Source organism: Qipengyuania seohaensis (assembly GCF_002795865.1).
Taxonomy (GTDB): domain Bacteria; phylum Pseudomonadota; class Alphaproteobacteria; order Sphingomonadales; family Sphingomonadaceae; genus Qipengyuania; species Qipengyuania seohaensis.
This window is the reverse complement of record NZ_CP024920.1, coordinates 1,319,415-1,343,073: the sequence shown is the minus strand read 5'-3', so window position 1 is coordinate 1,343,073 and position 23,659 is coordinate 1,319,415. Positions and strand designations below refer to the sequence as shown.

The following is a 23,659-nucleotide window of genomic DNA, read 5'->3' as shown; positions in this document are numbered from 1 at the left end:
ACAAAGCTTGAAAGCGTGGGTCCTCGGGTCCAAGTGGCGGGCGTTAAATCCCTTTCTACTTTCGGAGTCGCATGGCCCTGCACGATCCAATCCGCCCCCAGTCCATTTCCCGTCAGTCGCTGCGCGAAGCCTATCGCGCAGAGGAGAACGCCTGTGTCGCCGAGCGCCTGACGCAGGCTGCCCCGGCCAGCGCGAAGCATGACGAGGCTGCGGAACTCGCTGCACGGCTGATCGAGGGCGCCCGTCGCCAGAAGGCGAGCGGGATCGACGCGTTCCTACACCAGTACGGGCTGGCCACCGAAGAGGGCGTGGCGCTGATGTGCCTTGCCGAAGCGCTCCTGCGCGTACCCGACGCGCCGACGGCGGATGCGCTGATCCGCGACAAGATCGGCGACATCGACTGGTCGGAACATCTCGGCGAAAGCTCGTCGACTTTCGTCAACGCAGCGACCTTTTCGTTGATGCTGACCGGCGAAGTGCTGGAACGGCCCGAAGAAGCGCAGAAAGGCATGCGCCGCACGCTCAAGGGGGCGGTCACGCGGCTGGGTGAACCGGTCATCCGCAAGGCGACACTGCAGGCGATGAAGATCCTCGGCGGCCAGTTCGTTTACGGCCGCACGATCGAGGAATCGCTCAAGCGCGCGGCACCCGAACGCGCCAAGGGCCTGACCCACAGCTTCGACATGCTCGGCGAAGCGGCGATGACCTATGCCGATGCGGAACGCTATCGCGCCAGCTACGAGCGCGCAATCGACCGACTGGCCCGCGAGGCGACAGGCGACCTTGCCAATTCGCCCGGAATTTCGGTCAAGCTCTCCGCGCTACATCCGAAATACACCTTCCTGCATGCGGACCTCGCCATCAGCGGCCTGCTGCCGATGCTCCGTGCGCTCATCGTGAAAGCGCGCGATGCCAACATCCATTTTACCATCGATGCCGAAGAGGCGGACCGGCTGGAACTGTCGATGGACATCATCGAGGCGCTGGCGCGCGACGACGACCTGTTCGCACGGCCCGACGGCTCGCGCTACGAAGGTTTTGGCCTGGCCATCCAGGCTTACCAGAAGCGCGGGGTGCCGATGTGCGAATGGGTTGCACGCCTCGCCCGCAAGTACGACCGCCGGTTCTTCGTCCGCCTGGTGAAGGGCGCGTATTGGGACACGGAAATCAAGCTCAGCCACGTCGGCGGGTTTACCGACTTCCCGGTGTTCACCCGCAAGCTGGCAACCGACGTCAGCTACCTCGCCTGTGCCGACAAGCTGCTGGCGGCGGACGATGTCATCTACCCTGCCTTTGCGACGCACAACGCCTACACCATCGGTGCGGTGAAAGCCCTGGCCGGAGCCAAGCGGTTCGAATTCCAGCGCCTCCACGGGATGGGTGAAGACGTCTACGGTGCCCTTGCGCAGGTGGAGGGCAACCGAAAGACCAATGTGCGCATCTATGCACCGACGGGCACGCACAAGGACCTGCTCGCTTATCTGGTGCGCCGCCTGCTTGAAAACGGCGCGAACTCGTCCTTCGTGAACCGCATGGCCGATGCCGAGGTGCCGGTGTCCGAACTGGTGACCGATCCCTGCGCGGACCTGCTCGAGCTCGAGCCGTATCGCAATCCGGCAATCCCCCTTCCGGCCGACATCTTTCCAAACCGCAGGAATTCGGCAGGGATCGACCTGTCCGACCCGCTGGAGCGCGAACCGCTGCTCGACCGGCTGCACGAACTTGATTCGCGCCACTGGCACGCAGAGCCCACTTTCGCGTCCGGCGCAGACGCCGAAATCGCGCCAATCAACAAGCCGCATGACCTTACGGCAGAAGTCGGCACGCGGCGCGACACGCTCGATTTCGAAGTGGAAGAAGCGATTACGCGAGCCGAACGGATCCAGCATGGCTGGAATGCGCTGGGTGGTGAGCGTCGGGCGTTGCTCCTCGAAGAAGCAGCCGACCTGTTCGAAGAGCATACCGACGAATTCCTGTCGTTGTGCCAGCGCGAGGCCGGAAAGACGCTGCAGGATGCCATCCTCGAACTGCGCGAAGCGGTGGATTTCCTGCGCTATTACGCCGGCGAGGCGCGGCGCCTGTTCGAAGGATCGATGCCGCTTCCAGGACCTACCGGCGAAGAGAACCGCCTGACGCTGGCCGGTCGCGGAGTGTTTGCAACGATCAGCCCGTGGAACTTCCCGCTGGCCATCTTCATCGGACCGGCCGCAGCGGCGCTCGCGGCAGGCAATACGGTGGTGGCCAAACCGGCGGAGCAGACCCCGCTGATCGCGGCGCTGGCCGTCAGGCTGTGCCACGAAGCGGGCATTCCCGAGGAAGCCTTCCAGCTCCTGCCGGGCGCGGGCGACGTCGGCGAATTCATCACTTCCGACCCGCGTATCGCGGGTGTCGCCTTCACCGGTTCCACCCAGACCGCGCAGGCCATCAATCGCAGCCTGGCCGCGCGCGACGGACCGATCGCCACCTTCATCGCCGAGACCGGCGGCCAGAACGCGATGATCGTCGATTCCACGGCGCTGCCCGAACAGGTTACCCGCGATGTTGTAGCGTCCGCCTTCCAGAGCGCGGGCCAGCGGTGTTCCGCCCTGCGCGTCCTGCACATCCAGGACGAGGTCTATGACGATATGCTGGGCATGATCCACGGCGCCTTCGAAGCGCTGACGATTGGCAATCCGGAGAACCTGTCGACCGATGTCGGGCCGGTCATCGATCCCGATGCCAAGGCCGCGCTCGAGCGCCATGTCGCGCGCCGCAAGAAGGGCGGAATGCCGGTCTGGCGCCGGCGGCTTCATCGCGGGGCCAATGCGGGATGTTTCGTCGCCCCGACGATCATCGAGATCGATTCGATCCTCGACCTCAAGCGCGAGAACTTCGGTCCGGTGCTCCACGTCGTGCGCTACAGGTCGAGCGACCTCGGCCGCATCGTCGATGAAATCAATGCGACCGGCTATGGCCTCACCCTGGGGCTGCACAGCCGCAATGACGACACCCGCGAGTTCGTCGAAGCGCGCGCGAAGGTCGGTAATTTCTACGTCAATCGCAACCAGATCGGGGCAGTAGTCGAAAGCCAGCCCTTCGGCGGCGAAGGGCTGTCAGGCACAGGCCCCAAGGCAGGTGGCCCGCATTATGTTGCGCGCTTCGCCACGGAGCGCGTCGTATGCATCGACACCACGGCGGCCGGGGGTAACGCGACACTGCTGGCGAGCTGACACGGGGCGCTTGCGAAGCCATGGCGGGCCGCGTTAGAAGCACGTCATGGTTCGCACCCTCCGTAATTTCATCGTCCTCTTCGCACTCGCCTGGTCCTCGATGGCCGCGGCGGCGGTGGAGATCACCTTCCATTCCTTCAACGGTTCGGTTCTTGCCGGTCGGTATCCGCACACTTTCGTGTCGATGACAGGGACGCTGGAGGACGGCACCAGCGTGAAAGAAAACTTCGGCTTTTCCGCCAAGCGCGCGACGCCTGCGGTGCTGCGCGGCCCGGTCGAACACATCGTGATGACGGAAAAAGAGAAATGGCTGACCAAGACGAACCGCCATTTCACCCTGAGCATGACCGATGTGCAATATCGCAAGGTGAAGAAGCTTATTGCCGAATGGCGCGATGCGCCGGGGAAATTCTACGATCTGGACACGCGTAACTGCATCCATTTCGTGGGGGAGATCGGCCGTATCATGGGGCTGAAAGTCGAATATCCCGACGACATGCTGCGCCGTCCCAAGAAGTGGCTCAACCACATTACTGCGCTTAATCCCAAGCTGGGGGCGGTAGCTCTCGACTAAGTGGCAGCAGTGGCAGTGGCGGCGCGCTGCTCGCTCAGAATGCTCCATCCCGCAAGAAAGAGACCGACCACCAGCGGACCGATCACGATGCCCGAAAGGCCGGCCAAGGCGATTCCGCCAAGGGTCGAGACGAGGATCAGCCAGTCGGGGATTCCGGTGTCGCGTCCCACGAGGATGGGGCGCAGGATGTTGTCGATCATGCCGATCAGCGCGACGCCCGATATGACGACCACCACACCTTCCCAGATCGCGCCCGTAGCCAACAGGTAGATCGCCGCAGGGACCCATACGATTGCCGGACCGACCGCCGGGAGGAGCGATGCGATGGCCATGATCACGCCGAAAAGCAGGACCGAGGGCATGCCTACCACCCAGAAGGTGAGCGCGCCGAGCGCACCCTGCACCAGCCCGACGACGATGGACCCCTTGATTGTGGCGCGTACGATGCCGAGGAAACGATCGGCGAGGCGCTGCGAGATCGACTGGTCGAAGGGCAGTGCACGCAGGATAGATGCGCTGATCGTCCTGCCGTCGCGCAGCAGGAAGAAGCTGACGTAGAGACCCACGGCAAAGGCGAGGACATAGCCGAAAACGCTGCCGCCGAACGCGATTGCCTGCTGCGCTATAAGTCCGAGGCTGTCCTGCGCGAATTCCTGCGCGCGCTCCTGCAGTGCCGAGAGATCGCCAAAGCCGGATTCGCTGAGCGAGGCCTGGATATTCGCGGGAAGCGCCCCGAACACCTGTTCGAACCAATCGGCCACATCGATCCGGCCCTGCTGGAAGGCGACTACGAGGCCTGCCGCTTCGTCGACCACTTCGCTGCCGATCCAGAATGCGGGCAAAATGACGGCGACGAAAATCACGATCAGGGTCAGGGACGCGGCCAGGCTATCTCGCCCCGGCAAACGTACGAGGAACCAGCGCAGCAGGGGCTGGAACATGATTGCCGCCAGTGCCGCCCAGAGCATGGGCTGGAGAAACGGCAGGACTACCACCAGCAATGCGAGTGTGATCAGTCCAAGGAACAGCAGGAAACCGCCTTGTTCGATGGCCTTGCCGCGTTCCAGCTCCATCCCCGCCCGCCTCTTGTCGTTATACGTCGAGGTTGGCGACGTTGAGCGCGTTCGCCTGGATAAATTCGCGGCGCGGTTCGACCACGTCGCCCATCAGACGGGTGAATATCTCGTCTGTCACATCAGCATCCTCGACCTTGACCTGCAACAGGGCGCGGTTGTCGGGATCCAGCGTGGTTTCCCACAATTGGTCTGCGTTCATTTCGCCGAGACCCTTGTACCGCTGGATCTTCTGGCCCTTACGACCCGCAGCCATAACGGTGTCGAGTAATTGCGTGGGCAGAGTGATTGCGCTGTCGTCGATGAAGGCCGGCGCGTCGGCGTCGGTTTCATCGTCGCTTTCGGGGTCGATCGGCTCCGCATCATCGCTATCGCCTTTCACCAGTCGCACCGGCGCGCCGTAGACTTCGGCGTGTTCTCCGGCGACGCGATGAAGCTTGCGGGCCTCTGCGCTGTCCATGAAGGCAGGCTCGATTTCGTGGACGTCGGTAACGCCGCGCCAGAGGCGGAAGAAGCGGACCACGCCGTCATCGCCGATTTCGGCCGACCATTTCGCTTCCGGATCGCCCATCTGGAGGTGGGCGGCGGCGCGGTCGAGACCGGCCTGGCGATCGCCTTGCGGATCCAGTGCGCCGGTCAGCGCCATAGCCTCGATGAGGTCGAGCTTGTACTTGCGCGGCACGAAGGCGAGCAGATTGCGCATCCGCAATCCATGTTCGACCAGCTGGGCCATGCCGGTTGCCGGGATGGAGCCTTCCTTCGTGTCGAGGCGATGACCCGACAGGCCCTGGTCTATCAGGTAGCGGTCGTAGGCCGTCTGATCCTTCAGATACACCTCGCTCTTGCCGCGGGTAACCTTGTACAGCGGCGGCTGGGCAATGAAGAGGTGCCCTGCCTTGACGATTTCCGGCATCTGGCGATGGAAGAAGGTGAGCAGCAGGGTTCGGATGTGTGCACCGTCGACGTCGGCGTCGGTCATGATCACGATCTTGTGATAGCGCAGCTTTTCTAGGTTGAATTCATCGCGCAAACCGGTGCCCATCGCCTGGATCAGTGTCCCGACTTCCTTGGACGAGATGATGCGGTCGAAGCGGGCGCGTTCCACGTTGAGGATCTTGCCCTTCAGCGGAAGGATTGCCTGCGTCTTGCGATCGCGGCCCTGCTTGGCCGATCCGCCTGCGGAATCACCCTCGACCAGAAATAGTTCGCAGTTTTCGGGGTTGCGATCCTGGCAGTCGGCCAGCTTGCCGGGCAGCGATGCCACGCTCATCGCGCCCTTGCGGCTCATCTCGCGGGCGCGGCGCGCGGCTTCGCGAGCGGCGGCAGCGTCGATGACCTTCTGGACGATGGCCTTGGCGTCGTTCGGATTCTCTTCCAGCCATTCGCTCATCTTTTCGCCCATCAGGCTTTCGAGCGGTTGGCGCACTTCGGACGAGACCAGCTTGTCCTTGGTCTGCGATCCGAACTTGGGGTCGGGCAGTTTGACAGAGACGATAGCGGTCAGGCCTTCGCGCATGTCCTCGCCCGAAAGGCTGACCTTTTCTTTCTTCATCAGGCCCGAAGACTGCGCGTAATTGTTGAGGGTACGCGTCAGCGCGGCACGGAAAGCGGCAAGGTGGGTGCCGCCGTCACGCTGGGGGATGTTGTTGGTGAAGCACAGGACGTTTTCGTAATAGCTGTCGTTCCATTCCAGCGCGACGTCGATGCCGATGCCGTCCTTCTCTGCGCTGACCGAGATCGGTTCTGCGACGAGTGCCTGCTTGTTGCGGTCGAGCCATTTGACGAAGGCCGCAATGCCGCCTTCGTAGAAGAGGTCGTGCTCCTGCACTTCCTCGCTCCGCTTGTCGCGCAGCAGGATGCGCACACCCGAATTGAGGAAGGCGAGTTCGCGATAGCGATGCTCGAGCTTGTCGAAATCGAATTCGATGACGTTCTTGAAAGTTTCTTCCGACGCCTTGAAGGTGACGCGGGTGCCCTTTTTCAGGCCATCGTCATCGCCATTGTTGGCAACCGGCGGGGCATCGCCCGTAATGCGCAGCGATTCTACGGCATTGCCGTGCTCGAAGCGCATCCAGTGTTCCTTGCCATCGCGCCAGATGACCAGCTCGAGCCATTCGGACAAAGCGTTGACCACCGACACGCCCACGCCGTGGAGGCCGCCCGACACCTTGTAGGCGTTGTCGTCGGACGTGTTCTCGAACTTACCGCCTGCGTGCAGCTGGGTCATGATGACTTCCGCTGCGGAAACGCCTTCTTCCTTGTGCATGCCAACGGGAATGCCGCGGCCATTGTCCTCGACGCTGACCGATCCGTCGGCGTTGAGTTCGATCAGCACGAGGTCGCAATGACCGGCAAGTGCTTCGTCGATGGCGTTGTCCGACACCTCGAATACCATGTGGTGAAGGCCCGATCCGTCATCGGTATCGCCGATGTACATGCCGGGGCGCTTGCGCACCGCGTCGAGGCCCTTGAGGACCTTGATCGAGTCTGCGCCATATTCGTTGGAATTGCGGGCTTTTTCGCCCTTTGCGCCAGCGGCGTCCTGAGTGTTATCGTCCATGCTGATTATATAGGCTTTGGAGGGGCAAAAACCAAAGGATTTGACCCCGATTTACCCACAGGCACGGCAGGCGAAGGTTTCAACTGAAACCGGTTGATTCCGCGATGGTTTAAGCGCATCCATGCCCGATGCTTTCGGTACTCGACATCTTCCGGATCGGGATCGGTCCCTCGTCTTCGCACACCGTCGGACCGATGCGGATCGGCGCCCTGTTTGCGCGGGCGCTGGCCAAGACCGGCAAGCTCGACGACGTGGTGAATGTCCATGTCGAATTGCAGGGTTCCCTGGCGCTTACCGGCATCGGTCACGGCACTGTAGACGCAAGTATTCTGGGTCTTGCCGGGTTCAAGCCCGATAGTACCTGTCCGGACGAAGCGCAGGCAGCGCTGAAAGCCGTGCGCGAGGACAAGCGACTGCGCTTTGCAGGCAGGCGTGACATCGAGTTCCACCAGGAAAAGGATATCGACCTCGCCGGACATATCATTCCGGCGCTGCATCCCAACGGCATGAAGCTGACTGCGCGGGGTCGGGACGGTCAGGTGCTGCTGGAGCGGACCTATTACTCGACCGGTGGCGGGTTCGTCGCCAGCGAGGCGCAACTGAAACGCAAGCCCAAGAACGACCGGATCGGAACCGGCACGCTGGCGCCATTCGATTTCGGTTCGGCCGAAGAATTGCTGGCGAGCTGCAAGGCGACCGGCATGAGCGTTGCCGAACTGGTGCTGGCCAACGAGGATGCCTTCCGACCGCGCGACAAGACACTGGCCGGGATCGACCGGATCGCTCGGGCGATGGATCAGTGCATCGACCGCGGCCTGTCGCAGCGCGGGATCCTGCCGGGCGGCCTGAAGGTCGAACGGCGCGCGCCGGACCTGTGGGACAAGCTGTCCGCCAATCCGCAATCCAACGAGCGCGAGCAGCTGTTCGACTGGCTCAATTGCTACGCCATGGCGGTCAATGAAGAAAACGCCGCCGGTGGCCGCGTGGTCACTGCCCCAACCAACGGGGCGGCGGGAATTATCCCGGCCGTGATCCGCTTCTACTGCCAGACGGCAGACGAGGCTCCGTGCACCGAAAGTCGCCGGACGTTCCTCCTTACGGCAGGGGCAATCGGCCTTCTCTACAAGCAGCGGGCCAGCATTTCCGGTGCGGAAATGGGGTGCCAGGGCGAAGTTGGCGTGGCCTGCTCCATGGCAGCCGGGGGCCTCGCCGCGCTATGGGGGGCAACCCCGCCGCAAGTCGCGAGCGCTGCCGAAATCGGGATGGAGCACAATCTCGGCCTGACCTGTGACCCGGTGGGTGGACTGGTGCAGGTCCCGTGTATCGAACGCAATGCGATCGGGGCGGTGAAGGCCGTCAATGCCGCGCGCCTCGCCCTTCATCGTACCGGTGCCGAAGGCTGCGTCAGCCTCGACCAGGTGATCGAGACGATGCGCCAGACCGGCCTCGACATGTCGAGCAAGTACAAGGAAACCAGCCAGGGCGGGCTGGCGGTCAACGTAATCGAATGCTGACCTAGGCGGCGGCGCCCTGCTTGGCGTGCGCAGCGATTTCGCCGGCTAGTTCATCGACCAGTTCCAATGGCAGATCGTGTCCCCAGCCGGGAATGGTCTTCAGGCGGGCGTTGGGAATGCACTCGGCCGTATGCCTGCCGCCCTCGCACGGGACCAGCGGATCGTCTTCGCCATGCAAGACAAGGGTCGGCACCGTGATGTCGCCAAGCATTGAGCTGCGATCGCCATCCGCGACAATTGCGGACAAGTGGCGGGTCGGCCCTTCAGGGTAGAAACTGCGCCGTACGCTGACGAGAGTGCGTTCGCGCAATCGGTCTTCGGGCGAGGGATAGCCGGGCGAGCCGATGGTCCTGGCCAGCATGATGCCGTGTGAGACAAGCTCCTCTTCCGCGTCGCTCTTGGGACGAGTCACCAGCGCCTGGAGCGCCTCTTTCTTCGCCGGCGGCAGTTTGGGATTGCCGGTCGTCGAGAAGACCTGCGTGAAGGACAGGCAGCGATCGGGATACTTCGCCGCGACGTGCTGCGCGATCATGCCGCCCATGCTCGCCCCCACGATATGGGCGCGCTCGATCCCGAGGGCATCCAGCAGGCCGATCCCGTCGGCAGCCATGTCGGCAAGCGTATAGGGAACGCGGGGTGTAAGGCCGATCTTGCTCATCAGCGTCATCTTGACGAGACCGGGCGCCTTCACCCCGTCGAACTTCTGGCTGAGACCGATGTCGCGATTGTCGTAGCGGATGACGCGGAAGCCATGGCCCACAAGCTCATCGACGAGTTCGTCGGGCCAGAGCGTCAACTGTGCACCGAAACCCATGATGAGAAGCATTGCCGGGTCTTCGGGCTTGCCGCGCTCTTCGTAATGGATTTCGATCCCGTTTGCGGTCGTCTTTGGCATCAGGCGCTCTCCCGGCGTTAGTGCTTGGTTGCGATCATCTGCCTTACTTTCGATGCAGTTGTCCAATGCAACCTATCGAGCCTCCCCCGGTACAAGGAGCCGGGCTGGCGGGCAGTCGTATTCGTACAAGTGTTTTCCTGTATCTTTTGCTACGTTTTCGCTTGTGAAATGGGGGTCCAACTAATGGAGCGGCGTGCCGCGGAACGCTATGAGGCGTCTTCCACGATCCCCTTTCGTGCGCCCGATTTCGACGGCAACGGGCGCATTTCGGACCTCTCGCTGGCCGGTTGCCGGCTGAGGGATATTGAGCCCGAAGCCCTAGAGAGCGGGCAGCCGATAACGCTTTTCCTGATGGACGGAATGGAAGCCAGCGGCAGCGTATGCTGGGCTAAAAAGCGCAGCGCCGGGGTCAGGTTCGATGCCCCGATCGCTATGGCTACGCTAGCTTATTTCCGCTTTGCCGACGGTATAACGATCACCGAGGACACCAATGTCGACGGGTTCGGCAGGGTGCTGCCTCCGCTCGACCCCCGCACGATTTCACTGCCGGAATAAGGGCGGGTTTCAGGGGACGAGGACCGTGTCCCGTGCGATTGGGTCGGTCTCGGGGTAATCCAGCGTGAAATGCAGCCCGCGGCTTTCCTGCCGCTTGAGCGCGCTCGTCACAATGAGGTTCGCGCATTCGAGCAGGTTGCGCAGTTCGATGAGATCGGTGGTCACACGGAAGTGGCCGTAGTAATCTTCGACCTCGCCGCGCAGCAGGCGGATGCGATGGGCGGCACGTTCCAGCCGCTTCGTGGTACGCACGATCCCGACATAGTTCCACATGAACCGGCGGATTTCGGTCCAGTTCTGCTTGATGACGACTTCCTCATCGGAGTCCGTCACGCGGCTTTCGTCCCACGGCAGGATTTCGGGCGGATCGTCCAGCTCGTCCCAGCACGACAGGATATCTTTCGCCGCAGCTTCGCCGAAAACGAAGCACTCGAGCAGGCTGTTGGAGGCGAGGCGATTGGCGCCGTGAAGCCCGCTTTCGGTGCATTCTCCGGCGGCCCATAGTCCGGGGAGGTCCGTGCGCGCATCGAGATCGACCTTCACGCCGCCGCACGTGTAATGCTGAGCGGGGACGACGGGGATCGGATCCTTGGTCATGTCGATGCCAAGGCCAAGCAGCTTCTCGTGGATCGTCGGGAAATGCTCCTTCACGAACTCGGGCGGCTGGTGGCTGATGTCGAGGTGGACGTAGTCCAGGCCATAGCGCTTGATCTGGTCGTCGTTCGCGCGCGCAACGATGTCGCGCGGGGCCAGCTCCATGCGCTCGGCGTCGTATTTTTCCATGTAGCGTTCGCCTGTGACCGGGTTGAACAACCGGCCGCCTTCGCCGCGCACTGCTTCGGTGATGAGGAAGTTCTTCACCTCCAGGTTGTAAAGGCAGGTGGGGTGGAACTGCATCATCTCCATATTGGAGACCCGTGCGCCCGCCCGCCATGCCATGGCGATCCCGTCGCCCGTCGCACCGCGCGGAGAAGTCGAGAACAGGTAGACGCGGCCCGCACCGCCAGCTGCAAGAACGGTAGCCCGCGCGAGATGCGTGACGACCTTTCCGCTTTCCTCGTCGAGCGCATAAGCGCCCCAGACCCGGCCCGATCCTGAAAAATCCTTCTGGTTCCGACCCGTTACGAGGTCGACGCAGCTCTGGTTGGGCAGGAGCGTGATGTTCGGGTTCTCTTCGGCGGCCTTGAGCAGGGCAGCCTGCACGGCCCAGCCGGTTGCGTCGTCCACGTGCACAATACGGCGATGCGAATGGCCACCCTCGCGGGTGAGGTGCAGATCGCCTTCCTCGCGATTGAATGGCACGCCCAGTTCGCACAGGCGGTCGATCGCCTTGGGCGCCCGCTCGATGACGAATTCGACCGTCTCCTGGTCATTCAGGCCGCCGCCCGCAACCATGGTGTCGCGGATGTGGTTGTCGAACGTATCGCCAGCATCCAGCACGGCCGCGATCCCGCCCTGGGCCCAGGCGGTCGACCCGCTGGTCAGCTTGCCCTTGGCCAGGACGAGCACTTTCTTGTGCTGTGCCAGTTCGAGTGCGGCAGTGAGTCCGGCGGCGCCGGACCCGATGACGAGAACGTCGTGTGTCATGCCCCGCGTCATGCCCATGCAATCGCCATGCGGCAAGCAGAGAACGACTCGGCGAAAACGGGGTTAACCATGGCTGACAGCGCGTTATGGCCCGAATCGACAGGGGCAGGACTTTGGAGGGTCGCAATAATGAAAATGGGATTGCTCGCCTGCGCATTCGGGCGACACACGGTCGATTACGCAAATATGCGCAAGGCCGGCGGAATGCATGTCGGCAGGTGCCGCTGCTGCAGCACGCCGATGGAAGAGGTGGAACCGCACGTTTGGGAAAAGCTGCGGGTGAAGGACGCAGGCCTCGGGCCGCGCAACTTCGTCTGAGCGATCAGCCCGCGCCGGTCAGCTGGACGAAGACATCTTCCAGGTCGGCCTCGCGCGTGGTGACGTCCTCGATCGTGTAACCGTGTGACTGGACGAGCGCGAGCACCTGGCCCGCGCTCGCCTTGTCGCGGTCGAAGGTGATGTCGAGGCGGCGCGGCTCGACCACTTCGGACTTGAGGAAAGCGGGCTCCACGATCGGGCCGCCCAGGTCCTTGTCGACGGTGACCGATACGATCTTTTCCCGCGCCATGCCGATCAGTTCCTTCGTCGGCTTGTTGGCGATCAGTTCGCCATGGTTGATGATGGCTATCTGGTCGCAGAGCTCTTCTGCTTCTTCGAGATAGTGGGTGGTGAGCACCACGGTGACACCCTCCGCGTTCATCTCGCCCACCAGTTCCCACAATTGCCGCCTCAGTTCGACGTCCACCCCGGCGGTGGGCTCGTCCAGCACGAGTATCGGCGGCGAATGGACCATCGCCTTGGCGATCAGCAGGCGGCGTTTCATCCCGCCCGAAAGCGAGCGCGCATAGGCATTGCGCTTGTCCGCCAGGTGGACGGCGGCGAGCAGCTCCTCGCTGCGCCGGTCGCTCTTGCCTATCCCGTAGAACCCGCCCTGGTTTTCCAGCACCTCGAACGGCGTGAAGAAGGGATCGAACACGATTTCCTGCGGGACGATACCGATCGAGCGTTTTGCATTGCGCGGGCTTTCGTCGATGTCGAAGCCCCAGATTTCCGCGCTGCCGGATGTCTTTCGGACCAGTCCTGCAAGAATGTTGATGATGGTCGACTTGCCCGCGCCATTGGGGCCCAGCAGGCCGAACACGCCGCCTTGCGGGACATCGAAACTCACGCCTTTAAGGGCCAGCTTCCCCTCTTCACCGGGTCCGCTCGGAGCGTAACGTTTGACAAGGTTATCGATGCGAATTGCAGGGGGAGTTGTCATGGCAGTGCCTCTAGGCGCTTGAGGCGCGCTTAAAAACCCATTATCGGCACCCGCCATGAGCCTGCCTCCTCCCGAAGTGTCCAAGGTCACCACCCGCAGGGTGTGGTGCGACGGTGCAACCGACATCCGCAGCGGCGAGAATTACAAGCCGATCGCGCTGGGCCATCCCAAGGTCTATCTCGAGATTGACGAGCATGGATATGTCGATTGCGGCTATTGCGACCGGCGCTTCGTGCTTGAAGGAGGTCCTGCCGACGGTGTCGACCAGTCGGCCCTGATGGACATTTCCGAAGGCGGCGACCCGGGCCACCGCTAGGCCTTCCCGCCAACCCCTCTCGCCAATCGCGACCCGCGTGCCTACATTGGCGGCATGACCATTGCCTCCGACCCGCACGCCCTCATCTACGGCAACAAGCTCACCCCCGAAGAAGCGCAGTCGCTGACGCGGCGCCTCCTGTCGTCCTGCGACGACGGCGAGCTCTACATGCAGTTTATCGCGTCCGAGGCTTTCAGTTTCGATGACGGACGGCTCAAGACCGCCGATTACAGCCGCGATTCGGGGTTTGGCCTCAGGGGCGTCTCCGGCGAGACCACCGGCTTTGCCCACGCCAACGACATCAGCGCGGCCGCCATCGCGCGGGCTGGCGAGACGCTGCAATTGCTCGACCCGACGAAGAGCCCGCCGGCCGCGGCACCGGAAAGGACCAACCGGCACCTCTACACCGACCTATGCCCGCTGGACCTCGTCCCGTTCGAGGAGAAGGTCGCACTGCTGGAAAAGATCGACGCGGTGGCGAGGGCGAAGGACCCGCGCGTTGCGCAGGTTTCGGCCAGCCTTCTCGCCAATTGGAGCGTGGTCGAAATCGTGCGGCCCGATGGCTACACCGCGCGTGACATACGCCCGCTGGTGCGGCTCAACATCCAGGTGGTGGCAGAGCAGAACGGCCGCCGGGAAACCGGATTCTTCGGCCTTGGAGGCCGCTATCTCTACGACCGCCTGTTCGACGAGGGCGCCTGGATGCGCGCGATCGACGAAGCGGTGCGGCAGGCGCTGGTCAATCTCGACAGCGTGGCGGCTCCTGCGGGTGAGCAAACCGTCCTGCTCGGCGCCGGCTGGCCGGGCGTCCTGTTGCACGAGGCGGTGGGACATGGCCTCGAGGGTGACTTCAACCGCAAGGGCACCAGCGCATTTTCCGGCCGCATTGGCGAACGGGTCGCCGCGCCGGGCGTTACGGTGATCGACGATGGCAGCATGGCAGAACGCCGCGGCTCGCTCAGCATCGATGACGAAGGCACGCCGACGCGCGAGACCGTTCTGATCGAGGACGGCATCCTCAAGGGCTATATGCAGGACCGCCTCAATGCGCGCCTGATGGGCGTGGAAGCGACCGGCAACGGCCGCCGCGAAAGCTATCAGCACGCACCCATGCCGCGCATGACCAACACCTTCATGCAAGGCGGGACCGACGATCCGGAAGAACTGCTCAGCCGCCTCGACGACGGCATTTACGCCACCAGCTTCGGTGGCGGGCAGGTCGACATCACCAGCGGCAAGTTCGTCTTCGCCTGCACCGAGGCCTACAAGGTCGAGAAGGGCAAGATCGTCGCCCCCATCAAGGGTGCAACGCTGATCGGCGATGGTCCCAGCGTCCTTACGCGGGTCAAGGGCATCGGCAACGATATGGCATTGGACGAAGGTATCGGCATCTGCGGCAAGGGCGGGCAGAGCGTGCCTGCCGGCGTGGGCCAGCCGACCCTCCTTATAGACGGGATCACTGTCGGCGGCACCGGCTGACCGCAACTCATGCGCGGTTCAGGAGTATTGTGATACATAGTCCCAAGCATCAGGAGACTCGCCATGATCAAACGCCTTGCACTTGCCACCGCCGCCCTCGGCCTGCTGGCCGCGCCCGCCGTCCAGGCGGATGACCACAAGGAAATGACGAAGGGCGAGGCGAAGCTCGCCAAGATCCTCGAAGGCCGCGTAGCCGGCGAACCTGAAAGCTGCATCACGACCATCGGTTCGCGCTCCATGCAGCGCATCGACGACACCGCGCTGGTCTACAAGTCCGGCAAGACGATCTGGGTCAACTACACCAAGACACCCGAATCGATCGACGACGGCGATTACCTCGTCATCCGCAAGTTCAGCGGCTCGCAGCTCTGCCGCACCGACCAGGTCACCACGCGGGACCGCGCCTCCAACATGTTCAGCGGCGTCATCTTCCTCGACGACTTCATCCCCTATCGCCTGCCCGAAGAAGGGTGAGCGACAAGGCCGATGACTGGGTGCGCGCGATCTTGCGCACCTGGTTCGAGGAGCTGAACAGCTCCGACTGGTACGCATCCTCTCCCAAGGTCGATGCGATGCTGCGCGACCGCTTCAGCGACGATCTGGAGCGCGAAGGCGTTAAGGCCGCTGCCAGCTTCCTCGGCGAGCCCGATACGGCGCGCGCTGCAATCCTCCTGTTCGACCAGATCCCGCGCAACATCCATCGCGACACGGCAAAGGCCTTCGCTTGGGACCCCCTAGCGCGGGAACTGACGCATGGTGTGCTGGAGCGAGGCTGGCTTGCCGGCCTGGAGACTGCACAAAAGCAATTCGTCCTGATGCCGCTGATGCACAGCGAGGACATCTCGGATCAGGATCTTTGCGTTACCCTTTTCGAAAAGCATGTGCCCGGCGCGCTCGAATTCGCGACCTCGCATCGAGAAATGATCGCGCGTTTCGACCGCTTCCCGCACCGTAACGAGGTGCTGGGGAGAGAAACCACGGCAGAGGAAAAAGCGGCGATCGAGGCCGGGTTCAGCTGGTAGCGGAGTAGAATTCGCACAGATGCGAGACGGGGCAGCGCGGGCACTTGGGTGCGCGGGCGGTGCACACACGCTTACCGAACTGGATCAGCCAGAAGTGACCGTCTGCCATGGCCCATCCGGGGCTGCGCTCCTCTAGCTGGGCCGCGGTCTTGTCTGCCGTTTTCGCTTCGGTCAGGCCGATGCGATTGCACACGCGGTGCACATGGGTGTCGACGGCGATCACGTCTTTTCCGAAGGTAAAGCTCAGCACGATGTCCGCGCATTTGCGGCCGATGCCCGGCAGCGTGAGAAGTCCCTCCCGCGTGTCGGGGACTATGCCGCCATGGTCCGCCAAGAGGCTGGTGCAAAAGGCGCGGATGTTGCGCGTCTTCATATTGTAGAGCCCGCACGGCTTGATGGCGGCTGCGATTTGCTCGTCGTCCAGTGCGAGCATCTCCTGCGGCGTTGTCGCGAGCGCGAACAGCTGGCGGGCCGCCTTGGCCGTATTGCGATCGAGCGATTGCGCCGAGAGCATGCAGGATATGCAGGACCGGAAGGCATCGGGCTGGCCCTTGGGGCCTTTCGCGTCGGGCGTGCGACCCGGCATCTCTTCCGAAAGGATGCGGTAGATTTCCTCGACTTGGCGCTCGTCCAGCATGGACGATCAGCGATTGCCGACGCGCTCGGTTCCAGTCTTGCACAGCGATAAGGCCAGGCAGGATGCGCAATCGGGCATGGCGGGCCGGCACCAGGTCTGGCCGAGCTTCTTCATCAGCAAGTGATGTTCGTCGAAAGTCGCGCCGTCCCACTCATCCGGCATGACGGGCATGATTGCTTCGAAAGCGCGATCGGTGGTGGCTTTGGGCGGGACCAATCCCATGCGCTGGAGGATGCGGGTGTGATGGCCGTCGAGGACGATTGCACGCCGGTCCAGCGTGCTCGCGTTCATTACGCCAGCCGCGATCTTGCGTCCGATGCCGGGTAGCTGTTCCAGCCAGCGCATGGCGGGCAGCGTCTCCATGTCCGCGAGGTTGGACAGATCAACCGCGCCGCGCCGCTCGACCAGCGCGGAAAGGCTACCCTTCAAGCGCTCGGCGGCGATATTGGGATAGGTTTGCGTCGCCAGTTCGGCCTGCAGTTCCTCGAGCGGTGCGTCGGCCACTCCCTCCCACGAGCCATAGCGTTTGAGAAGACGATCGGTCGCCGCGTTGGAGACCTCGGACTTGGTCCGTGCCCCGATCACGCCCTGGACGAGAACCCACTCGGGCTGGCGCCATTCCGCTGCCGCCCGCTCGATCCTGCCGAAACGCTGAACCAGCAGGTCCTGCAGGCGGCGCAGGGTTTGCGTACGCGGGTCGGGGCCTAAATCGAGCTCCAACTCACTCCCACTCGATCGTGCCCGGCGGCTTGCTGGTGTAGTCATAGACCACGCGGTTGATGCCTTGCACCTCGTTCACGATGCGCGTGGCGCAGCCCGTCAGGAAAGCCGCATCGAAAGGATACACGTCGGCCGTCATGCCGTCGGTCGATGTTACTGCGCGCAGGCCGCAGACGCTGTCATAGGTTCGATAGTCGCCCATGACGCCTACGGTCTTTACCGGCAGCAGCACGGCGAAAGCCTGCCAGATCGCGTCGTAAAGTCCCGCCTTGCGGATTTCGTCGAGATAGATCGCGTCGGCCTTGCGCAGGATGTCGCAGCGTTCCTTCGTAACCTCGCCCGGGATGCGGATAGCGAGGCCCGGGCCGGGGAAGGGGTGGCGGCCGACGAACATGTCGGGCAGGCCCAGTTCACGGCCCAGTTCGCGCACCTCGTCCTTGAACAGTTCGCGAAGCGGCTCGACCAGCTGCATGTTCATGCGTTCGGGCAGGCCGCCGACATTGTGGTGGCTCTTGATCGTGACCGAAGGACCGCCGGTGAAGCTGACGCTTTCGATCACGTCGGGATAGAGCGTGCCCTGGGCGAGGAAGTCCGCGCCGCCCACGTTCTTCGCTTCGGCTTCGAACACGTCGATGAAGGTCTTGCCGATGAACTTGCGCTTGGCTTCTGGGTCGGTGACCCCGGCGAGGCCATCCATGAACATCTCTTCTGCGTCCACGACGACGAGGGGGATATTGTAATGGTCGCGGAACATGGTCTCGACCTGCTCGCGTTCATTGAGGCGCAGGAGGCCATGGTCGACGAAGACGCAGGTCAGCTGGTCGCCGATCGCCTCGTGGATGAGGATCGCGGCGACCGAGCTGTCGACCCCGCCCGACAGACCACAGATCACCTTGCCGTCGCCCACCTGTTCGCGGATTTCGCGGACCTTGGTTTCGCGATAGGCGGCCATTGTCCAGTCGCCTGCAAGCCCGCAGACGTGGCGCACGAAGTTGGCGATCAGCTTGCCGCCATCGGGAGTGTGGACGACCTCGGGGTGGAACTGGGTGCCGTAGAACTTGCGCTTCTCGTCGGCGATAACCGCGAAGGGCGCGCCGTCGGAAATGGCGACGATTTCGAATCCGGGGGCGAACTTGGTGACCTTGTCGCCGTGGCTCATCCATACCTGGTGCCGCTCACCCTCTTTCCAGAGGCCGTCGAAAAGCGCGCATTCCTTGGTCACGGTCAGGAAGGCGCGGCCGAATTCACCGCCTTCGCCGGTCTCATGGCCGGGGCGCACTTCGCCGCCGAGCTGGTGGCTCATGACCTGCTGGCCATAGCAGATGCCGAGGATCGGAATGCCCGCTTCGAAAAGCATTTCGGGTGCGCGAGGACTGCCCTCTTCAGGCACGCCGGCGGGTGAACCCGACAGGATGATGCCCTTGGGCTTGAGGCGATGGAATGCCTCTTCGGCCTGCGTGAAAGGCGCGATCTCGGAATAGACACCCGCTTCGCGCACGCGGCGTGCGATGAGCTGGGTAACCTGGCTGCCGAAATCGACGATAAGGATGGAATCGGGAAGGTGTGCGTCGTCCATGCGCCAAGCGGTTAGGCAGGACACGCGCGCAAGTCCAGCGCGCGCCTCCTGCCCCTGCCCGAAAGCGGTTTACCGGTCGACAATCTTGGGATCGATATCGAGCTCATCCCCATCGTTGCTCTTCACGTGAACCGTGTAGTCGTGCTTGGGATGCTTCTTCTTGTCATCACCGGAATCGGTGACGGTCAGGACGGTCCCGCCGCCGTCTTCCGGTGTCCAGGTGAAATTCGCATCGTTCTTGATGGTGATCGGCTTGTCCTTGTAGGTCCAGCTCTTGCTGCCGCTGGAGACCAGGGTCATGACAACCTGGTTGTTCTCGTCGGGCGTGACCTCGTCGGCGCTGTAGCTCTTGTTCTTCTTGTCATCGATCGTGATCGTGACTGCTCCTACTGCGGTAGTCGTCATCTTGCTTCTCCTTCAGGAGGCCCGGACTGTCCGGAGCCTTTGTCGCGATCCGAAGGGCTGGAAGAGCTTCGACCTGGGTCCCCTCCTAGCGCCTCAATGCGTTGTCGATCGGAGGGTCGACGCCCAGTTCGGTAAGTCTTCGGCGCAGCGAGAGGGCACCCTGCCGGTCGCCGAGCCGTTCTGCCGCCACCGCCTGAAGGGCGATCTTGCGCGTGTTCACCACTTCGGGCGTAACATCCCCGATCGAAACGGCCTTGCGATAGGCAGTGCGCGCTTCGCTATTCCGGTTCAGCCGATCGAGTGCGAGACCTTCGGCCACATAGCTGCCCACGAGAAGCGCCGGACTGTCGGGATCCTCGCGCTTGAGTGCCTTGCGCCACGACAGCGCCCTCGCTCGCAGGGAATCGGCAGGCTCGGAAAGACGGTCACTGAAGGCCCGATAAAGCGCCAGCCGCACGGGATCCTCGACGTTCCATTCGTAATTGTCCCGGTCTGCCGCTTGCAATGATGCCAGGTGCGTCTCGAGCCGTTCGAAGAGGCGGGTGGCTGTGTCCCTGTCTCCATCCAGCCATGCCAGAAGAGCACGGTCGCGCATGCTGGCCCTGATAAGTTCCTTCGCGAAAGTGTTCTGCGGATCGGCGGCAATCTGCTCCTCTCCGAGCGCGATGGACTTTTCCAGCATTGTACGCGCGCGGGAGAAGTCGCCCTTTTCCATGAGCATGTTTCCCATCGCTGCGGCTGCGTAGGCTTCGCCGTAGATGGCATCGACATTGCCCGGGTCGTTTCGGCGTAAGGGGGCATAGATCCCCAGTTCCCGTTCCCTGACCCCGATTGCATCCTCGATGCGGCCCAAATCCCGGAGCGTCGTCGATACCCATGAGTGGGATTCGCCCAGTTCGATCTGGCGGGCGACCGGGCGCCCCTCTTTTTCGGAGACGGCATCGACCCGATCGAGGCTGCGCTGGAAATAGTCGAGCGCGCTGGCGAGATTGCCGCCCTCGAAATCCATCGTGCCGAGGTTGCTCAGCGAATAGGCTTCTTCCATCTGCCATTCGAGATTCTCGCGATCCAGGGCGGCCAGCTCGTGAGAAATTTCGGAATAGCCCTCCAGCGCCTCTCGCGCTTCGTCCATGCGGCCGTGTTGCCATGCGATGTAGCCGACCCAGAACAGGCTCTGGCCGTGATTATACATGCGCTCGGGATCGTCGGGCTTGCGCAGGAGTAGCGCCTCCGTCGTCCGCGCGGCCTGCTGGAATGCCGGAAGCGCGCCAGCATTGTCCCCGCGCACATTCTGGACCTCTGCCACGAGCATGGTTGCACGGGCGCGGCGGCCCAGTTCGCTGTCGGAGAGGTCTTCCAGCTTCTGGCGGGCATAGTAGTCCATCGCCCGCTTGCCGACGCCGTCGAGCACCTCCAGCCGCCCGACCGGCTCCAGCTGCTTGCGCAAATCGGTCAGCATGTATTCGATCAGCCCGTCCGCCTCGGCGCGCTGTTCCCGCGCTTCGTTGCGCTGGTCGATCGCGTAGAGGGCAAGGCCGGAAGTGCCGACCATGCCCACCAGCGAGGCGGCGGCGACCATGGCGAGCCTCTTCTGGCGACGCGCTGCATCGCGCTGCACGAGGCTGTCGAGATCGAGATGCGCGAGGCCGGCAATCAGCTTCAGCTTGGCCAGTTTCTTCCCGTCGCCTTCGGGCCTGATATCGGCGGCGATCGGCTCTGACTGCGCGTCAGTCGGCTCGCCGTTCTCGTAGTGGACCAGTAAGGGGGCGGGGAAGTTGTCCGGCGGCTCACCCTCGACGATGACCGGGAAGATCCCGCGATCGCCGTTCAACCGTTTGTAGAGATCGATCTCGCGCGCAATCCAGGGAGACTTGGCAGCGCTGGGCGAACACAGGACGATCAGGGCATCGCTGGCGCGGATCGCCTGTTCGATCGCTTCGCCAAGACTGTCTGCGGCGGGGAGTTCGTCGCGATCCTTGAAGATGGGCTGGAGACCCTGGCGGCCCATCGTTACTCGGGCCTGATCCGGCAGACGATAGGTTTCCAAGGCATGATGCAGCCAGTTCGCAACCCGCTTGTCGCGGTGCGAATAGCTGATGAATGCCTTGTAACGACGTTCGGCCAAGTTTGCCCTCCGGACGCGACCCCGGATACGACTCGGCAACCCCCAATTTTTTCAAGAAGTTGCAGCAAAATTGCATGCTTTGCAATGTGATCCGGTCAAGTCGGGCCAATCATGTTGCGCAAAACGCAACATGTCCTGATGTTTTCTCACTTTCGTTCGCGGTGCCGCAATATTATTACAGGCCGCACAGCCGGGAACGGAACAGTCTCCCAAGTCCTTCCGACCGGCACAGAGATGGCGTCAGGCTCTTCCCTAAGGACCCTGTCGTCGCCTTCCTCGCGCGGAACCGCTGGCCTTTTCGGCCCATGCGTCCTCCTAACGCTAAGCCCTTCCGGCGCGAGGTGATATGGCAGCGAGTAGAGACGCGGCCGCCCACACCTCCTCTCCCCCTCCCCCCAAGTGTCGGCGCCGCGTCTCGAACGCGGCGACCGCACATCAGTACGTCGGATCGTCGGCGCCGCGTCTCGAACGCGGCTGCCAGTCTTGACTATCCTATTCGGGAGCGCCGTGCTGCGCGGCGAGGTCGCGAAGTTCTGTCTTGAGCAGCTTGCCGATATGGCTACGCGGCATTTCGTCGATCGCGTGCAGCTGGGCCAGCCGCTGCGTCTTGCCAAGCCGGCCGTTCACCGCTTCGCGGATCGCCCCGGTCTCGCGGGCGTTATCCTCCAGCTTCACGAAGCCGACGGGGCTTTCGCCCCATTTGCGCGATGGCATCCCGATCACCGCCGCTTCGATCACGTCGGCTTCCTTCATGAGCTCGTTCTCGAGATCGACCGGATAGATGTTGAAGCCACCTGAAATGATCATGTCTTTTGCGCGACCCACAAGTTCCACGAAGCCTTCCGCATCGACGCGTCCGATGTCGCCCATGCGCTGCCATGTTTCTCCGGTCTCGGGATCGGTCCAATAGCCTTCGCGGGTCTGGTCGGGCCGATTCTTGTATCCGCTCATCATCGTGCGGCTGCGCCCCACAAGATTGCCCGGCGTGCCGGGCGGGACTTCACGATCCTCGTCATCCAGGACCCTGAGTTCGCTACCCGGAGCAGGCCGACCGACGGTGTGCAGCTTATCCGTGAATTTGTGTGCTTCGAGCAGGCAGACCACGCCGCCCTCGGTCATCGAGTATATCTCGATCAAGGCGCCCGGCATCCGGGCCAGGACCTCGCGCTTCAGCTCGGAAGAAAACGGAGCGGAGGTGCAATATTTCAGCACGAGCGAGGACAGGTCGAACTCGTCGAAACGCGCTTCGTCCATGAGCCGCTGGTACTGGACCGGCACCAGCATCGTGATCGAGGTGCGATCTGCCGCGGCATGAGTCAGCCATCCGATCGTATCGAACTTGCCCATGATCCTGACCGTGCCCCCGGCAAGCAGCGCAGGCAGGAATGCAACCATGGTGGTGTTCGAATAGAGCGGGGTAGAGGCGAGCGTGCGGACCGGAATGCCGGCTTCGAGCCAGCTCGACGCGGTGGCCGCGAACTGACGCCAGCGCATCTGGTGGGAGTGGACGATGCCTTTCGGAGTGCCCGTCGTGCCGGACGAATAGATGATGTTGAAGGGGTCCTCGGGCGCAGGTTCAGGGTCAAGCGCCTGTGTCCCTGCCGGCGCCATCCATCCGTCCAGTGCTTCATCCAGGACGATGATGTCGAGACCGGCGAAGCGCGCTTCGCCCACTTCATCCAGCTTGGCCCGTGTCACGAACAGGTGCCGGGCGCCGCTGTCCCTGGCCATCGCTTCGAGCTGCTCGGCGCTGGCGCTCGTGGTGAGCGGGGCTGCCACACCGCCGGCACGTACGGCAGCAAGAAAGACGAGCGCGTAGGGGATTGACGAGATGCCCAGGATGGCGACCGACTGTCCCCGTTCCAGTCCCTCATCCAACAGGCGCGCAGCGATGCGGTCCGTCCGATCGGCCATGCCCGCCCACGTCAGTGAACCCTTGTCGTCGATAAGCGCTGTGGCTTCGGGTTGTCGCCCGGCCCAGTGTGCCAGGACCTGGGTAAAATTGCCGAAAGGCTCGGATAGTGTGGCAACTGCCGCTTTGTCTCCCATGCGGTTTTGATAGCGCACGCAAGCGATCTGTCCAGCAAGCGGATCCTGCACCGAGTCGCTTTCATGTTCCGGTGCGATCATTTCCGGCGGGCGATGTTTTCG

20 protein-coding genes are annotated in these 23,659 nt (G+C 63.0%); 9 read left to right on the top strand and 11 right to left on the bottom strand.

Annotated elements, in window-relative coordinates; all coding sequences use genetic code 11:
* Positions 1-71 precede the first annotated feature (71 nt).
* Together putA and CVE41_RS06565 are read left to right on the top strand one after the other, a co-directional pair.
* Complete coding sequence (putA, locus tag CVE41_RS06570; RefSeq protein WP_100259938.1) at positions 72-3,209, top strand: bifunctional proline dehydrogenase/L-glutamate gamma-semialdehyde dehydrogenase PutA; 3,138 nt, start codon at positions 72-74, stop codon at positions 3,207-3,209.
* Positions 3,210-3,255: 46 nt separating this feature from the next.
* Complete coding sequence (locus tag CVE41_RS06565) at positions 3,256-3,783, top strand: hypothetical protein (protein ID WP_100259937.1); 528 nt, start codon at positions 3,256-3,258, stop codon at positions 3,781-3,783.
* Here the strand turns inward: CVE41_RS06565 and CVE41_RS06560 are convergent.
* Positions 3,780-4,856, bottom strand: coding sequence for an AI-2E family transporter (locus CVE41_RS06560; RefSeq protein WP_100259936.1), 1,077 nt, complete (start codon positions 4,854-4,856; stop codon positions 3,780-3,782). The two genes, CVE41_RS06565 and CVE41_RS06560, sit on opposite strands and share 4 nt — an antisense overlap.
* Before the next feature lie 19 nt (positions 4,857-4,875).
* Positions 4,876-7,416: a DNA topoisomerase (ATP-hydrolyzing) subunit B gene (gyrB, locus tag CVE41_RS06555; RefSeq protein ID WP_100259935.1), complete on the bottom strand. Its 2,541-nt coding sequence runs from the start codon at positions 7,414-7,416 to the stop codon at positions 4,876-4,878.
* A gap of 128 nt (positions 7,417-7,544) precedes the next feature.
* Between gyrB and CVE41_RS06550 the strand changes: the two genes are divergently transcribed.
* The gene (locus CVE41_RS06550) at positions 7,545-8,930 is read left to right on the top strand and encodes an L-serine ammonia-lyase (RefSeq protein WP_100259934.1); all 1,386 of its coding nucleotides are present in this window, start codon (positions 7,545-7,547) and stop codon (positions 8,928-8,930) included.
* Position 8,931: 1 nt separating this feature from the next.
* Here CVE41_RS06550 and CVE41_RS06545 read toward each other — a convergent pair whose 3' ends face one another.
* The gene (locus CVE41_RS06545) at positions 8,932-9,825 is read right to left on the bottom strand and encodes an alpha/beta fold hydrolase (protein WP_100261400.1); all 894 of its coding nucleotides are present in this window, start codon (positions 9,823-9,825) and stop codon (positions 8,932-8,934) included.
* Positions 9,826-9,993: 168 nt separating this feature from the next.
* Between CVE41_RS06545 and CVE41_RS06540 the strand changes: the two genes are divergently transcribed.
* Positions 9,994-10,380, top strand: a complete 387-nt coding sequence (locus CVE41_RS06540) for a PilZ domain-containing protein (RefSeq protein ID WP_100259933.1) — start codon at positions 9,994-9,996, stop codon at positions 10,378-10,380.
* Between the two features lie 9 nt (positions 10,381-10,389).
* Here CVE41_RS06540 and nadB read toward each other — a convergent pair whose 3' ends face one another.
* Positions 10,390-11,967 carry an L-aspartate oxidase gene (gene nadB / locus CVE41_RS06535; RefSeq protein ID WP_232725823.1) on the bottom strand — a complete coding sequence of 526 codons (1,578 nt, stop codon included), beginning with the start codon at positions 11,965-11,967 and terminating at the stop codon, positions 10,390-10,392.
* A gap of 129 nt (positions 11,968-12,096) precedes the next feature.
* Here nadB and CVE41_RS06530 point away from each other — a divergent pair, with 129 nt between their 5' ends.
* Entirely contained in the window at positions 12,097-12,285 is a 189-nt protein-coding gene (locus CVE41_RS06530) for a hypothetical protein (RefSeq protein ID WP_090476753.1), read from the top strand.
* 4 nt (positions 12,286-12,289) lie between these two features.
* Here the strand turns inward: CVE41_RS06530 and CVE41_RS06525 are convergent, their stop codons facing one another.
* Complete coding sequence (locus CVE41_RS06525) at positions 12,290-13,228, bottom strand: ABC transporter ATP-binding protein (protein WP_100259932.1); 939 nt, start codon at positions 13,226-13,228, stop codon at positions 12,290-12,292.
* Positions 13,229-13,283: 55 nt separating this feature from the next.
* On the opposite strand from CVE41_RS06525, the gene CVE41_RS06520 reads away from it, so the two are divergent.
* The 4 genes from CVE41_RS06520 (at position 13,284) to CVE41_RS06505 (ending at position 16,045) form a co-directional block, all read left to right on the top strand.
* Positions 13,284-13,544 (top strand): zinc-finger domain-containing protein, encoded by a 261-nt coding sequence (locus CVE41_RS06520; RefSeq protein ID WP_100259931.1) that lies wholly within the window; start codon positions 13,284-13,286, stop codon positions 13,542-13,544.
* A gap of 54 nt (positions 13,545-13,598) precedes the next feature.
* On the top strand, positions 13,599-15,023 hold the full coding sequence (gene tldD, locus CVE41_RS06515) for a metalloprotease TldD (protein WP_100259930.1): 1,425 nt from the start codon (positions 13,599-13,601) through the stop codon (positions 15,021-15,023).
* A gap of 63 nt (positions 15,024-15,086) precedes the next feature.
* The gene (locus tag CVE41_RS06510; RefSeq protein WP_198507743.1) at positions 15,087-15,497 is read left to right on the top strand and encodes a hypothetical protein; all 411 of its coding nucleotides are present in this window, start codon (positions 15,087-15,089) and stop codon (positions 15,495-15,497) included.
* Complete coding sequence (locus CVE41_RS06505) at positions 15,494-16,045, top strand: DUF924 family protein (protein ID WP_232725822.1); 552 nt, start codon at positions 15,494-15,496, stop codon at positions 16,043-16,045. The genes CVE41_RS06510 and CVE41_RS06505 overlap by 4 nt, the downstream gene beginning before the upstream one ends.
* On the opposite strand, the gene CVE41_RS06500 is transcribed toward CVE41_RS06505, so the two are convergent.
* From CVE41_RS06500 to CVE41_RS06475, 6 genes are all read right to left on the bottom strand, one after another.
* Positions 16,035-16,682, bottom strand: coding sequence for an endonuclease III domain-containing protein (locus CVE41_RS06500; protein ID WP_100259929.1), 648 nt, complete (start codon positions 16,680-16,682; stop codon positions 16,035-16,037). The two genes, CVE41_RS06505 and CVE41_RS06500, sit on opposite strands and share 11 nt — an antisense overlap.
* Positions 16,683-16,688: 6 nt before the next feature.
* Positions 16,689-17,402, bottom strand: coding sequence for an endonuclease III domain-containing protein (locus CVE41_RS06495; protein ID WP_198507742.1), 714 nt, complete (start codon positions 17,400-17,402; stop codon positions 16,689-16,691).
* 1 nt (position 17,403) lies between these two features.
* Positions 17,404-18,978, bottom strand: coding sequence for a glutamine-hydrolyzing GMP synthase (guaA, locus tag CVE41_RS06490; protein ID WP_100259927.1), 1,575 nt, complete (start codon positions 18,976-18,978; stop codon positions 17,404-17,406).
* A gap of 69 nt (positions 18,979-19,047) precedes the next feature.
* Positions 19,048-19,383, bottom strand: coding sequence for a hypothetical protein (locus CVE41_RS06485; protein WP_100259926.1), 336 nt, complete (start codon positions 19,381-19,383; stop codon positions 19,048-19,050).
* Positions 19,384-19,468: 85 nt separating this feature from the next.
* A complete protein-coding gene (locus CVE41_RS06480) occupies positions 19,469-21,508 on the bottom strand; it encodes a toll/interleukin-1 receptor domain-containing protein (protein ID WP_198507741.1) in 2,040 nt (679 codons plus the stop codon).
* A 492-nt stretch (positions 21,509-22,000) separates the two neighbouring features.
* Positions 22,001-23,557, bottom strand: coding sequence for a class I adenylate-forming enzyme family protein (locus CVE41_RS06475; RefSeq protein ID WP_100261396.1), 1,557 nt, complete (start codon positions 23,555-23,557; stop codon positions 22,001-22,003).
* Positions 23,558-23,659: the final 102 nt, after the last annotated feature.

Coding starts and splice junctions, on each gene's coding strand:
- CVE41_RS06540 (WP_100259933.1), top strand. CDS start 9,994: ATGGGGGTCCAACTAATGGAGCGGCGTGCCGCGGAACGCTATGAGGCG.
- CVE41_RS06500 (WP_100259929.1), bottom strand. CDS start 16,682: ATGCTGGACGAGCGCCAAGTCGAGGAAATCTACCGCATCCTTTCGGAA.
- CVE41_RS06560 (WP_100259936.1), bottom strand. CDS start 4,856: ATGGAGCTGGAACGCGGCAAGGCCATCGAACAAGGCGGTTTCCTGCTG.
- nadB (WP_232725823.1), bottom strand. CDS start 11,967: ATGACACACGACGTTCTCGTCATCGGGTCCGGCGCCGCCGGACTCACT.
- guaA (WP_100259927.1), bottom strand. CDS start 18,978: ATGGACGACGCACACCTTCCCGATTCCATCCTTATCGTCGATTTCGGC.
- CVE41_RS06545 (WP_100261400.1), bottom strand. CDS start 9,825: ATGCCAAAGACGACCGCAAACGGGATCGAAATCCATTACGAAGAGCGC.
- CVE41_RS06525 (WP_100259932.1), bottom strand. CDS start 13,228: ATGACAACTCCCCCTGCAATTCGCATCGATAACCTTGTCAAACGTTAC.
- CVE41_RS06510 (WP_198507743.1), top strand. CDS start 15,087: ATGATCAAACGCCTTGCACTTGCCACCGCCGCCCTCGGCCTGCTGGCC.
- CVE41_RS06520 (WP_100259931.1), top strand. CDS start 13,284: ATGAGCCTGCCTCCTCCCGAAGTGTCCAAGGTCACCACCCGCAGGGTG.
- CVE41_RS06475 (WP_100261396.1), bottom strand. CDS start 23,557: ATGGGAGACAAAGCGGCAGTTGCCACACTATCCGAGCCTTTCGGCAAT.
- gyrB (WP_100259935.1), bottom strand. CDS start 7,416: ATGGACGATAACACTCAGGACGCCGCTGGCGCAAAGGGCGAAAAAGCC.
- tldD (WP_100259930.1), top strand. CDS start 13,599: ATGACCATTGCCTCCGACCCGCACGCCCTCATCTACGGCAACAAGCTC.
- putA (WP_100259938.1), top strand. CDS start 72: ATGGCCCTGCACGATCCAATCCGCCCCCAGTCCATTTCCCGTCAGTCG.
- CVE41_RS06565 (WP_100259937.1), top strand. CDS start 3,256: ATGGTTCGCACCCTCCGTAATTTCATCGTCCTCTTCGCACTCGCCTGG.
- CVE41_RS06550 (WP_100259934.1), top strand. CDS start 7,545: ATGCTTTCGGTACTCGACATCTTCCGGATCGGGATCGGTCCCTCGTCT.
- CVE41_RS06485 (WP_100259926.1), bottom strand. CDS start 19,383: ATGACGACTACCGCAGTAGGAGCAGTCACGATCACGATCGATGACAAG.
- CVE41_RS06530 (WP_090476753.1), top strand. CDS start 12,097: ATGAAAATGGGATTGCTCGCCTGCGCATTCGGGCGACACACGGTCGAT.